The organism is Qipengyuania mesophila (genome assembly GCF_019711655.1).
Taxonomy (GTDB): Bacteria; Pseudomonadota; Alphaproteobacteria; order Sphingomonadales; family Sphingomonadaceae; genus Qipengyuania; species Qipengyuania mesophila.
This window is the reverse complement of sequence record NZ_JAIGNU010000001.1, coordinates 393,715-405,785: the sequence shown is the minus strand read 5'-3', so window position 1 is coordinate 405,785 and position 12,071 is coordinate 393,715. Positions and strand designations below refer to the sequence as shown.

14 protein-coding genes are annotated in these 12,071 nt (G+C 64.6%); 7 read left to right on the top strand and 7 right to left on the bottom strand.

Annotated elements, in window-relative coordinates:
- Positions 1 to 15: 15 nt before the first annotated feature.
- The gene (locus tag K3181_RS02025; RefSeq protein ID WP_345725433.1) at positions 16 to 1,362 is read left to right on the top strand and encodes an alpha,alpha-trehalose-phosphate synthase (UDP-forming); all 1,347 of its coding nucleotides are present in this window, start codon (positions 16 to 18) and stop codon (positions 1,360 to 1,362) included.
- Between the two features lie 51 nt (positions 1,363 to 1,413).
- Positions 1,414 to 2,193: a tyrosine-protein phosphatase gene (locus tag K3181_RS02020; protein WP_221600328.1), complete on the top strand. Its 780-nt coding sequence runs from the start codon at positions 1,414 to 1,416 to the stop codon at positions 2,191 to 2,193.
- On the opposite strand, the gene K3181_RS02015 is transcribed toward K3181_RS02020, so the two are convergent.
- Positions 2,190 to 2,909 carry a hypothetical protein gene (locus K3181_RS02015; RefSeq protein ID WP_221600326.1) on the bottom strand — a complete coding sequence of 240 codons (720 nt, stop codon included), beginning with the start codon at positions 2,907 to 2,909 and terminating at the stop codon, positions 2,190 to 2,192. The genes K3181_RS02020 and K3181_RS02015 overlap by 4 nt on opposite strands.
- A 141-nt stretch (positions 2,910 to 3,050) precedes the next feature.
- On the opposite strand from K3181_RS02015, the gene trxB reads away from it, so the two are divergent.
- Positions 3,051 to 4,040 (top strand): thioredoxin-disulfide reductase, encoded by a 990-nt coding sequence (gene trxB / locus K3181_RS02010; protein ID WP_221600324.1) that lies wholly within the window; start codon positions 3,051 to 3,053, stop codon positions 4,038 to 4,040.
- On the opposite strand, the gene K3181_RS02005 is transcribed toward trxB, so the two are convergent.
- The 4 genes from K3181_RS02005 to K3181_RS01990 all read right to left on the bottom strand — a co-directional run bounded on the left by K3181_RS02005 (position 4,037) and on the right by K3181_RS01990 (position 6,432).
- The gene (locus K3181_RS02005; RefSeq protein ID WP_221600322.1) at positions 4,037 to 4,423 is read right to left on the bottom strand and encodes a hypothetical protein; all 387 of its coding nucleotides are present in this window, start codon (positions 4,421 to 4,423) and stop codon (positions 4,037 to 4,039) included. The genes trxB and K3181_RS02005 overlap by 4 nt on opposite strands.
- A 69-nt stretch (positions 4,424 to 4,492) precedes the next feature.
- On the bottom strand, positions 4,493 to 4,927 hold the full coding sequence (locus K3181_RS02000; RefSeq protein ID WP_221600320.1) for an MAPEG family protein: 435 nt from the start codon (positions 4,925 to 4,927) through the stop codon (positions 4,493 to 4,495).
- A 14-nt stretch (positions 4,928 to 4,941) separates the two neighbouring features.
- The gene (locus K3181_RS01995) at positions 4,942 to 5,394 is read right to left on the bottom strand and encodes an MAPEG family protein (protein WP_221600318.1); all 453 of its coding nucleotides are present in this window, start codon (positions 5,392 to 5,394) and stop codon (positions 4,942 to 4,944) included.
- 69 nt (positions 5,395 to 5,463) lie between these two features.
- Positions 5,464 to 6,432: a threonine ammonia-lyase gene (locus tag K3181_RS01990; protein WP_221600316.1), complete on the bottom strand. Its 969-nt coding sequence runs from the start codon at positions 6,430 to 6,432 to the stop codon at positions 5,464 to 5,466.
- Positions 6,433 to 6,494: 62 nt separating this feature from the next.
- Between K3181_RS01990 and K3181_RS01985 the strand changes: the two genes are divergently transcribed.
- From K3181_RS01985 to K3181_RS01970, 4 genes are all read left to right on the top strand, one after another.
- Entirely contained in the window at positions 6,495 to 7,706 is a 1,212-nt protein-coding gene (locus K3181_RS01985) for a saccharopine dehydrogenase family protein (RefSeq protein WP_221600314.1), read from the top strand.
- Between the two features lie 2 nt (positions 7,707 to 7,708).
- Entirely contained in the window at positions 7,709 to 8,743 is a 1,035-nt protein-coding gene (locus tag K3181_RS01980; protein WP_247714832.1) for a peptidyl-alpha-hydroxyglycine alpha-amidating lyase family protein, read from the top strand.
- Complete coding sequence (locus K3181_RS01975; protein WP_221600312.1) at positions 8,743 to 9,921, top strand: carboxynorspermidine decarboxylase; 1,179 nt, start codon at positions 8,743 to 8,745, stop codon at positions 9,919 to 9,921. The genes K3181_RS01980 and K3181_RS01975 overlap by 1 nt, the downstream gene beginning before the upstream one ends.
- A gap of 189 nt (positions 9,922 to 10,110) precedes the next feature.
- Positions 10,111 to 11,313: a type III PLP-dependent enzyme gene (locus K3181_RS01970; RefSeq protein WP_221600310.1), complete on the top strand. Its 1,203-nt coding sequence runs from the start codon at positions 10,111 to 10,113 to the stop codon at positions 11,311 to 11,313.
- Here K3181_RS01970 and K3181_RS01965 read toward each other — a convergent pair.
- Complete coding sequence (locus K3181_RS01965; protein WP_221600308.1) at positions 11,310 to 11,660, bottom strand: antibiotic biosynthesis monooxygenase family protein; 351 nt, start codon at positions 11,658 to 11,660, stop codon at positions 11,310 to 11,312. The genes K3181_RS01970 and K3181_RS01965 overlap by 4 nt on opposite strands.
- Entirely contained in the window at positions 11,657 to 11,974 is a 318-nt protein-coding gene (locus tag K3181_RS01960) for an NIPSNAP family protein (protein WP_221600306.1), read from the bottom strand. Before K3181_RS01960 ends, K3181_RS01965 begins: the two co-directional genes overlap by 4 nt.
- Between the last annotated feature and the right edge of the window lie 97 nt (positions 11,975 to 12,071).

The following is a 12,071-nucleotide window of genomic DNA, read 5'->3' as shown; positions in this document are numbered from 1 at the left end:
TCGAACCGCGTCGCGGTGCCCAAGGCGCGTGGTGCGGCGGGGGCGCAGGGCGGTCTCGCGGGCGCGCTCCATGCCGCGCTCAAGTCCCGCGAAGGTCTGTGGTTCGGCTGGTCCGGTGAAGAAAGCGAGAGCGGGCGCACCGGCCATATCGACACGCAGACGAACGATGGAGTGACCACCGCGACGATCGACTTGTCGCAGCGCGACATCGACGAATACTACAACGGCTACGCCAATGCGACGCTGTGGCCGCTGTTCCATGATCGGCTCGACCTTGCCGAATACGAGCGCGAGACAGCCAAGGGCTATGAGCGCGTCAACGAGCGCTTCGCCGAACTCTCTGCGCCGCTGATTGGGCCCGACGACGTCGTCTGGGTCCACGATTACCATCTCATCCCGCTTGGCGAGCGGCTGCGTGCGCGCGGAGTGCAAAACCGGATCGGTTTTTTCCTCCATATCCCATGGCCACCCACGCGGCTGTTCGTTTCGCTGCCCTATCACGAGCGGTTGGTGCGAACGCTCCTCAATTACGACGTCGTCGGTTTCCAGACCAAGGAGTGGCTGGACAGCTTTCTCCATTATTGCGAGCACGAACTCGGCGCGGAAATCGATCGCAACAGCGGCAAGGTCAGCTTCGAGGGACGAACCACCATTGCGCGGGCCTATCCGATCGGCATCGACTGGGACCATTTCTCGCGGCTCGGCGAGACCGGCGAGGCGCGGCAGGCGCAGCAACGACTGATGAGCTCGACTCGCCGCCGCGCCGCGATGATCGGCGTCGATCGGCTCGACTATTCGAAGGGCATTCCCGAACGGATCGACGGGATCGGGCGTTTCTTCGACCGCAATCCCGAACGTGTGAGTGACCTCGTCTTCGTCCAGATAGCGCCGCCGAGCCGCGAGGACGTCGAAAGCTACCAGAAGATTCGCGCCGAGCTCGAACAGAAATGCGGCCAGATCAACGGGGCGCGCAGCGAGGTCGACATGGTGCCGATCCGGTACGTCAACCGCGGTTACAGCCATGCCGAGCTGTTCGGCTTCTTCCGTGCGGCCAAGATCGGTCTCGTCACTCCGCTGCGCGACGGGATGAACCTCGTGGCGAAGGAATATGTCGCCGCGCAGGATCCAGAGGACCCGGGCGTGCTGGTCCTCTCGCGCTTCGCCGGGGCGGCCGCGCAGCTGAAGGATGCGGTGCTGGTCAATCCGCACAGCCCGGACGATATCGCCCATGCCATCCGCATGGCGCTCGACATGCCGCTTGAGGAGCGCAAGCGACGTTATCAGGCCATGATTGGCACCGTGCGCGACGACAATGTCCAGGAGTGGACGGCAAATTTCCTGCGCGACCTGGGGACAGCCTGAACCGGCCGTGCGCGATTGCGCATGTCACACGGCGCTGCCACGTTCGCCCGCATGATTCGCGACCCCTTTCTCGAGACCCAGGGCATCCACAATTTCCGCGACTACGGCGGCTGGAGGACGCAGGACGGGGGGCAGGTGCGCACAGGCCTGCTCTATCGCTCGGGCCATCATGTCGAGGCGACCGACGAGGACCTCGCCGCGATCGCCCCGCTCGGCATCCATACGGTGATCGACCTGCGCGGCGAGAGCGAGCGCTCGGCCAATCCCTGCCGCCGGGTCGAGGGTTTCGATGGCGAGGTCGTGTTCTACGAAGGCGAGACCACCAGCAGCCCGCCGCATATGGATATCGATCCCGAGATGACCGCTTCGGACTTCGCGCGCGAGCGGATGCTCGCGGTCTATACGCGGATGCCCGACAATCCGGCGATGATCGAGATGTTCCACCGCTATCTCACCATCATCGCCGAGCGCGAGGGGGCGAGTCTGGTTCACTGCTACGCCGGCAAGGACAGGACCGGCGTCGCGGCGACCATGCTGCTGCACATTCTCGGCGTGTCGGAGGACGACCAGCGGCGCGAATTCCTGCGTACCAACGAGAGCCCGACCTTCGATATCCTCGCGCGGCAGTCGCTACCCGGGATCGAGGCTCGGCTGGGCCGCAAGCTCGACGAGGGCGCGGCCAAGGACCTGCTCGGCGTGCGCGAGGAATATCTCGACCGCTATCTCGAGATTGCCCGCGCACGCCACGGCAGCTTCGATGGCTACCTAGCGCAGGCGATCGGCGTGGATGACGCGCTGCGCGCGCGGCTGCGCGCCAAGTTCGTCGCCTAGAACTCGAGTTCGACCATCAGGCGGAACTGGCCGTCGGTCTCGTCCTTGGCTGCGCCCATCGCGAAGAGATAGCCGGCTTCGAGCTCGAGTTCGGGCCCGAGGCCTTCGATCTCGATCTTGGCGACCGGCCCTGCGAAGTGCTCGGCACGCGGCAGGAAGTCTTCGAACGTACCGAGCTGGCCGTAGGCCTGCACACCGAGGCGCAGTTCGCCGATAGTCTCGACGTCGGCCGAGACGGCATATTCGAGCTCGACCTTCTCCCCCGATTCCAGTTCCTTCTCGGCAATCAGGTTCAACCGCAGGTCGACCGGTCCGGCGACGTGCTGCATGAGCAACTTGGTCTCGATCTTGTCTGCGCCTTCGAAGACGATTTCATATTCGCCATAGACCGCGAAATCGATGCCGCCCGCATTGCCGAGCTCGTAAATGCCCTCGATGCCCAGCGCTTCGAATTCGCGCTCGGCACCCGGCTCCTTCTCGATCTCGCCGCGCAGGCCGAGCCGGAAGCGGTCGGTCACGCCATAGGCGGTTTCGAGCACGAGCACGTCCTCGCCATCCTCGGGCCCGCCGTCGAGCGCGCCATAGATCGCTTCCGCCTCGAGCTCGCCCTTTTCGACCGTCGCGCCGTAGACCTCGCCGCCGAGACCGGGGGCGGCGTGGGCCGCGCAGGGGAGGAGGGCCGCGGTGGCGGCCAGGCCGATGATTCCGATACGCATGATGATCCCTCGATTGTTTGATCGCGCCTCTAATGAGAAGCAGTCGCATTTGCAACATTTGGGATCAGCTTGTTGAAACGCGCGATCTTCGACTCGCAATCGCACAGTCGCGCGCCTATCTGCGCGGTCAAGGAGACACACATGGCTACCCATCGCACCAAGATGCTCATCATCGGCTCGGGCCCCGCGGGCTATTCCGCCGCCATCTATGGCGCGCGCGCGATGATGGAACCGATCGTGGTGCAGGGCCTCCAACCCGGCGGTCAGTTGACCATCACCACCGATGTCGAGAACTATCCTGGCTTCGCCGACGTCATCCAGGGCCCTTGGCTGATGGAGCAGATGCAGAAGCAGGCGGAGCATGTCGGCACGCGGATGATGTGGGACACGATCGTCGACGTCGACATCGCGGGCGGCTCGCCGTTCAAGGCGGTCGGCGACAGCGGCGACGAATATATCGCCGACGTGCTGGTGATCGCGACGGGCGCACAGGCCAAATGGCTCGGCGTGCCGGGCGAGATGGAACTCGGCGGCAAGGGCGTTTCGGCCTGCGCCACCTGCGACGGCTTCTTCTATCGCGGCAAGAAGGTCGCGGTGATCGGCGGTGGCAACACCGCTGTCGAAGAAGCGCTCTATCTCACCAACCATTCGGACGACGTCACGCTGATCCACCGCCGCGACGAGCTGCGTGCGGAGAAGATTCTCCAGGAACGCCTGCTCAATCACCCCAAGATCAGCGTCATCTGGAACAAGACTGTCGAGAGCTTCGAGGCGGGGCCCAGCGGCGCGCTGCACCATCTCAACCTGCGCGACACTTTGACCGGCGATGCCAGCACGCTCGAAGCCGACGGCGCATTCGTCGCCATCGGCCATGCTCCGGCGACCGAGCTCTTCAAGGGCAAGCTGCCGATGGACGACGGCGGCTATTTGCTCACCGAGCCGGGGTCACCCAAGACCGAGGTCCCGGGCGTTTTCGCCGCCGGTGACGTGACCGACCACGTCTATCGCCAGGCGGTCACTGCGGCAGGGATGGGCTGCATGGCCGCGCTCGATGCCGAGCGCTTCCTCGCCCATCTCGAGATCGACGCCGACGGCCATGCCCACGCGGCCAAGGAAGCTATGGCTGGCTAATCCTCAGCGGCCCCGCAGCGGACGATTTCGCGCGGGAGCTGCCACGACAGGGCGACGGTAGCGGGGGCGTCTTCCAACGTCACCGTCCCGTCGCTCTCCTCGCGAAAGCGGAAGATCTCGCCCGCGCTGCCCTTGTCGATGAGCGCGCCGGCCTGCCGGTACTGCGTCTTGAGCGGGCCCCAGTCGCCGCGCACATGCCTGAGCGCGGCATACTGGATGCGGTCCTCGCCGACGACGAGCACATCGAGATTACCGCGGCAGCTGAAATCGGGCATTGTCGTGGTGGTCCACTTGCCCGTCGTGAAGTCGCGTTCTCCGCAAGCTGCAACCAGGACGGCGCAGCCCACCAGCGCGGTGTGCGCCGCCAAACTCTTCGCAATCATGGTCCTCCCCCCTTCGACCTGCACTTTCGGCGCTCCCCTCCGCCGCCGTGGGCGAAGGGAACATGGCGCTTAGAGATGGATGTCGAACACCGCGATCGCGGCATGCAGGATCAGCGCCATTAGCGCGAGGCTCGACAGGGCGTAGAGCACGAAGCGGACCATCACGACATTGGCGGTTGCCTGGACCAGCGAGTGGATCACCCTGAGCCCGACATAAATCCACGCGATCAGCGCGTTCATCCCGTCGCCCCAGCCGATCATCGCGAGCACCAGCGCGACGGCATAGAAGACGGTCGGCGCCTCGTGCAGGTGATTGTAATTGTGCGCTTTCCACTGGACTTCGGCCGGAAGCGCATCGTCGAGCACCTTGGTCTGGCGCGCCTGGTTGGGCTCGAGTCCCGCCTTGGACATCGCCGGGATGCGGGTGGCGTACATCCACAGCCACATGACCATGGTCCACGCCATCAGCGCGACGACGGGCTGGAAGATTTGCGATTCGATCATCGGGTTCGTTCCCATCAGGCCGGCGCGAGGCCGGGATCGTTGAACAACGTCAGCGCGATCGCGCGCCAGGCGAGGTAGGTCAGCGCCAGCGTGCCGAGCAGGAACAGCGGGAAGCGAACCGAAACCCTATTGACCGTCGCCTGCCAGACCGAATGGACGATCCTGAGTGCGACGTAGATCCAGGCGAACAGCGCATCCATGGCGCTTGCTCCCATCAGCGCGATGATGACGACGGCAGCGTAGAAGATCGTCGGCTGTTCCATGAGGTGCGCATAGTTGTGCGACTTCCACTGGACATTGTCCGGCACCACGCCTTCGAGGTCTTGGCCGCGCCCGCCGGGCTTGGCGTTCTTGAGGTCCATGCCGCTCTTCGACATGGCCGGGAAGCGCGTGAACGCCATCCAGAACAGCATGACGAGCGACCACGCCACGAGCACCGCCGCTGGTGCGAGCATTTGAGCTTGCATTGGTGAATTCTCCCCCTCTCGACCCTTGGGCCGCAGACTGCTGCGCGCCGGGGCCGTTGTCAAACGATCCTACCGACCGGCCAGCGTCGCTGCATAGCTCGCCATGTCCGTGTTGCCGCCGGTGAGCATGATCACCGTGTCCTCGTCGAGCGGCACCTTGCCTGCCAGCGCGGCCGCCAGCGCCGCGGCGCCGCCGGGTTCGACCACCAGCCGCAGCTTCGAGAAGGCGAAGCGCTGCGCGGCGCGGACCTCGTCGTCGGTCACCGCGACACCCGCTTCGGCGCGGCCCTGCAGGACACTCATGTTGATCGGTTTGGTCGCATCGGGCTGGAGCGCGTCGCAGATGGTTGCAGGCGGGTTGGCGCCGACGCGAACGATTTCGCCTGCGGCAAGCGACCGGCCGACCATGTCCCATCCCTGCGGTTCGACCACGTTGATCGCGGCTTGGGGGCAGGCGAGAGCGAGGCCCGCCGCGAGCCCGCCGCCGCCGCAGCACACGATGAAGCGCGAGGGACGCCGTCCGGTTCCGAACTGCGCATCGGCTTCGTGTCCCGCGCTACCCTGGCCTTCGATGACCCAGGGATCGCCGAAGGCATGGACCAGCACCGCATCGCGCTCTTCGACCAGCTTCGCCGCCACTTCGTCGCGGTCCTCGCCCGGGCGGTCGTAGAGCACGATTTCGGCGCCCAGCGCGCGGGTCGCCTCGAGCTTCACCTGCGGGGCATTGCGCGGCATGACGATGGCGGCCGGGATGCCGAGACGCCGGGCCGCCCAGGCGACGCCCTGTGCATGGTTGCCCGATGACACCGCGACGACGCCGCGCTGGCGTTCCTCCTCGCTCAGGTTGACCAGGCGCCACCACGCGCCCCTGATCTTGAAGGCGCCGACGGGTTGGAGCACCTCGGCCTTGGCCCAGCATTGCACACCGTCGATTTCGACCGGCAGCAGCGGGGTCATCGGCAGGCCGATCTGCTGCAGGCTTTGCAGCGCTGCGAGGGTGCCCCTGGCGGTCGGTTCGCGCATATCGTCTCGGATCATTTGGCGGCCTTAACGCATTTCGCTAGGGGACCCGCCAAGAATCGAATTCGGAGAATGGAAATATGTCGACAGTCCTCGTGATCGGTGCCGGCGGCGTCAGCTCGGTCTGCGTCCACAAGATGGCGATGAATCCAGATATCTTCTCGGAAATCCACCTTGCGAGCCGCACCAAGTCGAAATGCGATGCCATCGCCGCGAGCGTGAAAGAGCGCACCGGCGTCGATGTCGCGACCTACGAGATCGATGCCGAGGAAGTCCCGGCGATGGTCAATCTGATCCGCAAGCTCGGTCCCGAACTGGTGGTCAATCTCGCGCTGCCCTATCAGGACCTGCCGATCATGGATGCCTGCCTCGAGGCCGGCGTCGCCTATCTCGACACCGCGAACTACGAGCCCAAGGACGAGGCCAAGTTCGAATATCACTGGCAGTGGGCCTATCATGATCGCTTCAAGGACGCCGGGCTGATGGCGCTGCTCGGTTCGGGCTTCGATCCGGGCGTGACCAGTGTCTTCACCATGTGGCTCAAGAAGCACAAGCTGAAGACGATCCGCACGCTCGACATCCTCGACTGCAACGGCGGCGATAACGGCCAGGCCTTCGCCACCAACTTCAATCCGGAAATCAACATCCGCGAAGTGACCGCGCCCGCGCGCCATTGGGAAGGCGGCACCTTCGTCGAGACCCCGGCGATGGGCAAGAAGGTCGAGTTCGACTTCGAGGGCGTCGGCCCCAAGAACATGTACATGATGTATCACGAGGAGCTCGAGAGCCTCGCCAAGTTCAATCCCGAGATGGAGCGTGCGCGCTTCTGGATGACCTTCGGCGACGAGTACATCAAGCACCTCACAGTGCTGCAGAATGTCGGCATGACGCGGATCGACCCGGTGCGCTACCAGGGCAAGGACATCATCCCCTTGCAGTTCCTCGCCGCCGTGCTGCCCAAGCCCGAAACGCTGGGCGAGACGACCAAGGGCAACACCAATATCGGCGTCATCGCGACCGGCGAGGCGCTCGATGGCTCGGGCGAGAAGACCTTCTACATCAACAACATTTGCAGCCACGAGGCGGCTTACGAAGAAACCGGCAACCAGGCGGTTTCCTATACGACGGGCGTGCCGGCCATGGTCGGCAGCGCGATGATGGTCACCGGCAAGTGGAGCGGCGACGGCGTGTTCAACATGGAGGAAATGGACCCCGATCCCTTCCTCGAAATGCTCGGCGAACACGGTCTGCCGTGGCAGGTGAAGGAACTCGACGGCCCGGTCGAGTTCTAATCTTGCAGCGGGTTGCAGCCACTGCGAGCGATGCGAAGCGTTCCGGGCGGGTCCGCTTCGGATTGCCGGGAAGCTTCAAGCTCCTCGCGCTGGCTGCCTGCCTCAGCGTGGGAGCCTGCGGTCCGCAGACTCCGCCCGAAAATGCCCCCCAGGCCGAGGTCGATGCCGACTGGGCGCAGATACCCGAGGGTACCGCCTGGGGCGAGGTCAGTGCGGTCGATACCGACAGCCACGGGCATGTCTTCGTGCTCCAGCGTGCCGGGCGGGTATGGGAAGAACCGTTCCCGTCCGATCCGGTCGCCGAGCCGGTGGTCTCCATGTTCGCGCCCAACGGTACGCTGCTGGCGAGCTGGGGCGTGGGCGAGACGGTGATGCCGCACGGCCTCTCTGTCGACGCGAAAGACAAGGTTTGGATCACTGACGTCCAGCGCGAGCAGCTGCTGCGCTTCTCGCACGATGGCACGCTCGAAATGACGCTGGGCGAGCGCGGCGTCTCAGGTGCCGATCATACGCATTTCGGGCGTCCCGCCGATGTCGCCTTCGACGGCGACAAGGTCTTCGTCGCCGACGGTTACGTCAATTCGCGCATCATCGTCTTCGACCGCGAGGGGCACTATCTCGCGCAATGGGGGCACGAAGGTTCGGGGAGCGGCGGACTCGCCATCCCGCATTCGGTCGCGGTGAAGGACGGCAAGGTCTATGTCGCCGATCGCGAGAACGCGCGGATTCGGATTTACAGCGAAGCGGGCCGCCTGCTGCAGAGCCTCGACACGCCCGGCTATCCCTATGCTGTGAAGCCGCTGGGGCAGGGCTATTTCGTCTCGCTCGAAGGGCGCGACGCGGGCGAACGCACGGGCGCGATCATCCGTGTGTGGCGCCCTGACGGGACGGTCGAGCGCATACTCGACGCGCACGGACCGGGGCCGACCAAGGGCCATGACCTTGCGATCGGCGCCGACGGCACAATCTATGTCGCCGATGTCGAGGGCCGCCGCGTGCTGGCGCTCGAATTGGCGCAACGAACGAAAGACGATTGATGGAAACCAAGGCCGGCGATCCGGGCGCCTTCGCGCATTTCGACATGGGCCGCGTCAGCAGCCCCGCCTTCGTCGTGGATGCCGCGAAACTGCGCGCCAATTGCCAGGTCCTGGCCGACATCCGCGATGCGGCGGGGATCAAGGTGCTCGCTGCATTGAAGGCCTTTTCCATGTGGTCGACCGCGCCGATCATCGGCGAGTATCTCGACGGCGTGTGCACCTCGGGCCTGTGGGAAGCGCGGCTGGCGAGCGAGTTCTACGATGGCGAGATCGCGACCTATTCGGCGGCCTACAAGCCCGAGGAGCTGGAAGAGGTCTGCCGCCTGTCCGACCACGTCATCTTCAATTCGCCCGGCCAGCTCGAGCGCGCGTCGCTGATCCTCGAGCAGGCGCGCGCTGCGGGCCAGGATTTCGATGTCGGCCTACGCATCAACCCGATGCACCCGACCGGCGAGGTGCCGCGCTACGATCCTTCCAGCCCGGGCAGCCGCCTCGGATTCCCGCTCGACCAGCTGACGCCCGAGATCATGGCGCAGGTTGACGGCATCCATTTCCACAATCTGTGCGAGCAGGATTTCGAACCGCTGCACCAGACCTGGGACAAGGTCTTCGACGCGATCGAACCATGGTTCGGCCATCTCAAATGGATCAACATGGGTGGCGGACACCACATCACACGCGCCGACTACCAGCGTGAGGAACTGGTCGAGTTCCTACGCGATGCGAAGGACGATACCGGGGCCGAAATCTACCTCGAACCGGGCGAGGCGGTGGCGCTCGATGCGGGCATCCTCGTCGGCACCATCCTCGACACGGGATTCAACGAAGTTCCGGTCGCTGTGGCCGACATTTCGGCGACCTGCCACATGCCCGACGTGATCGAGGCGCCCTATCGCCCCGCCATGCTCGGCGAGAGCACCGATCACGAGGTGCCCGCGGTGCGCATCGGCGGGCCGTCCTGCCTCGCGGGCGACGTCATCGGCGACTATCGCATCGAGGGCGGGGCCGAAGTCGGCAAGCGTTTCGCCTTCCTCGATCAGGCGCATTACTCGATGGTCAAGACCAATACCTTCAACGGCGTCCAGCTGCCCAGCATCTACCTCTGGGACAGCGAAACCGACCAGCTCGAGCTGGTGAAGGAATTCGGTTACGAGAGCTTCCGCGACAGGCTGAGCTGATCGCGCGGTCGATCCGCGGAACGCAGGGCCGCGCGAACCTTTATTCCTGTGAAAGCCGACAGGCCGCACGCGCCGAATCCGCTTGCTTTCTTGCGCATATCCCCTATTTGCGCCGCTCCGCTGCCCCAAGGGGACTCGAACCGCAAGGCAGCCTTGTCTGAAACCTAACCGTTTTGGGGGTCCCTTGAGTTGCCGCATTTTCCTGACGCCCGGTCCGTAGTTCGCGCTCTCGCGCCCGACGAACCTGTAATCCTGAACCGCCCGCACGCTGCTGCGCGCGCGGCCCGTTTCTTCGTCGAGAAGTTTCCGGGCAAGTCGCTCTATGCGGTGAAGGCCAATCCCTCGCCCGACCTCCTTCAGATCCTGTGGGACAACGGTGTGACGCATTACGACGTCGCTTCGATCGCCGAGGTGCGCCTGGTGCGCGGCGCGCTGCCCGAAGCCACGCTGTGCTTCATGCACCCGGTCAAGGCGCCCAGCGCGATCCGCGAGGCCTACCACACGCATGGCGTGAAGACATTCAGCCTCGATAGCGTCGAGGAGCTGGAGAAGATCGTCGAGGCCTGCCGCGACGAAGACGGCGAAGCGGCGCAGGACCTGCGCCTGTGCATCCGCCTGCGCGTCTCGTCCGAATATTCCGAACTGAGCCTCGCCTCGAAGTTCGGCTGCGACCTGACCGAAGCGCCCGAACTGTTACAGCTGACTCGCCAGCATGCCGACTGGCTTGGCGTGTGCTTCCATGTGGGCAGCCAGGCCATGACGCCCTTCGCCTATGTCCAGGCGCTGGAGCGCGTTCGCGTCGCCATCGGCGAGGCTTCGGTGGTTATTGACATGATCGACGTCGGCGGCGGCTTCCCCTCGGTCTATCCGGGGATGGAGCCCCCGCCGCTGGAAGACTATTTCCAGATCATCCACCAGAACTTCTACAATTTGCCGATCGCCTACAACGCCGAGCTGTGGTGCGAGCCGGGCCGCGCGCTGTGCGCCGAATATTCGTCGCTGATCGTCAAGGTCGAGAAGCGCCGCGGCGAGGAACTTTACATCAATGACGGCGCCTATGGCGCGCTGTTCGATGCCGCGCATGTCGACTGGAAATTTCCCGTCCGCGCGCTCGAGGACGACCTCATCAAGCCTGAGATGGACTTCGCCTTCTACGGCCCGACCTGCGACGATGCGGACTACATGCAGGGCCCCTTCGTCCTGCCCGAGGACATCCAGGCTGGCGACTATATCGAGATCGGCATGCTCGGCGCCTATGGCGCGGCGATGAAGACCGATTTCAACGGTTTCGGCGCGGCCGAGCGGATCGTGGTCGAGGACGAGCCGATGGCGAGCCTCTACGACGGCAGCCGCCAGCGGCAGGCCGCCGACAATGTGGTCAGCCTGCGCTAGACTTCATTGTGTACGGCCCTGCTGTCGGCGGGCGCTTGCGTGCGCTCCTTTAGTCCATAGTCGCGCTGCACTTCGGCGACCCGCAGGCGGTAGTCGGCGAACACTCCGGCGCGGCCGAGCGCTTGGCTGCTGCGATGCTCGACCGTTCGGCGCCAGCGTGCGACTGCCTCCTCGTCCTTGAAAAAGGAAAGCGAGAGGAACTTGCCCGGCTGCGACAGCGAGGCGAAGCGTTCGACGCTGAGGAAACCCTCGAGATCGGCGAGCAAGGGGGCAAGTTTCGCAGCTTGGTCGAAATAGTCCTGTTCGCTGTCCTCGGCAGGGTGGAGTTCGAAGATCACCGCGATCATGCCGATGCGCTCCCACCGATGGCGCGATAGAAGGCGCGTTCTTCGCTCAGGATGAAGCGGTCCCGCTGCGCGAATTCGAAATTCTCCTTGCCGACCGGGTCGTCCTTCAACTGCTTGCGGTAGGCCTCGTAGGCCGCAAGGTCGGCGATCGAGTAAATCCCGAAGGCGCGGCTGCGCGTCCCTTCCTCGGCAAGGAAATAGCCCAGCAGTTCGGCTCCGCAGCGGGGAATTGCCGTGGCCCAGTTGTGCGCATAGCGCTCGAACTCTGCGTGCTTGTAGGGATCGATACGATATTCGATGATGCAGGTGGTCATGGCTTGTCTCCGAAAGGGTGGCTGCCGAGTAAGCGTTTCCAGCAGCGCAATGTTTTGGTGGCGACCGAAACATGGTGTGCGATCCAATGGCATAGGC

Excerpts from the sequence above, each read along its gene's own strand:
- K3181_RS01965 (WP_221600308.1), bottom strand. The coding sequence starts at position 11,660 with ATGATCGCGGTGATCTTCGAACTCCACCCTGCCGAGGACAGCGAACAG.
- K3181_RS01960 (WP_221600306.1), bottom strand. The coding sequence starts at position 11,974 with ATGACCACCTGCATCATCGAATATCGTATCGATCCCTACAAGCACGCA.
- K3181_RS02015 (WP_221600326.1), bottom strand. The coding sequence starts at position 2,909 with ATGCGTATCGGAATCATCGGCCTGGCCGCCACCGCGGCCCTCCTCCCC.
- K3181_RS01990 (WP_221600316.1), bottom strand. The coding sequence starts at position 6,432 with ATGATCCGAGACGATATGCGCGAACCGACCGCCAGGGGCACCCTCGCA.
- K3181_RS01975 (WP_221600312.1), top strand. The coding sequence starts at position 8,743 with ATGGAAACCAAGGCCGGCGATCCGGGCGCCTTCGCGCATTTCGACATG.
- K3181_RS02020 (WP_221600328.1), top strand. The coding sequence starts at position 1,414 with ATGATTCGCGACCCCTTTCTCGAGACCCAGGGCATCCACAATTTCCGC.
- K3181_RS01985 (WP_221600314.1), top strand. The coding sequence starts at position 6,495 with ATGTCGACAGTCCTCGTGATCGGTGCCGGCGGCGTCAGCTCGGTCTGC.
- K3181_RS02005 (WP_221600322.1), bottom strand. The coding sequence starts at position 4,423 with ATGATTGCGAAGAGTTTGGCGGCGCACACCGCGCTGGTGGGCTGCGCC.
- trxB (WP_221600324.1), top strand. The coding sequence starts at position 3,051 with ATGGCTACCCATCGCACCAAGATGCTCATCATCGGCTCGGGCCCCGCG.
- K3181_RS02000 (WP_221600320.1), bottom strand. The coding sequence starts at position 4,927 with ATGATCGAATCGCAAATCTTCCAGCCCGTCGTCGCGCTGATGGCGTGG.
- K3181_RS01995 (WP_221600318.1), bottom strand. The coding sequence starts at position 5,394 with ATGCAAGCTCAAATGCTCGCACCAGCGGCGGTGCTCGTGGCGTGGTCG.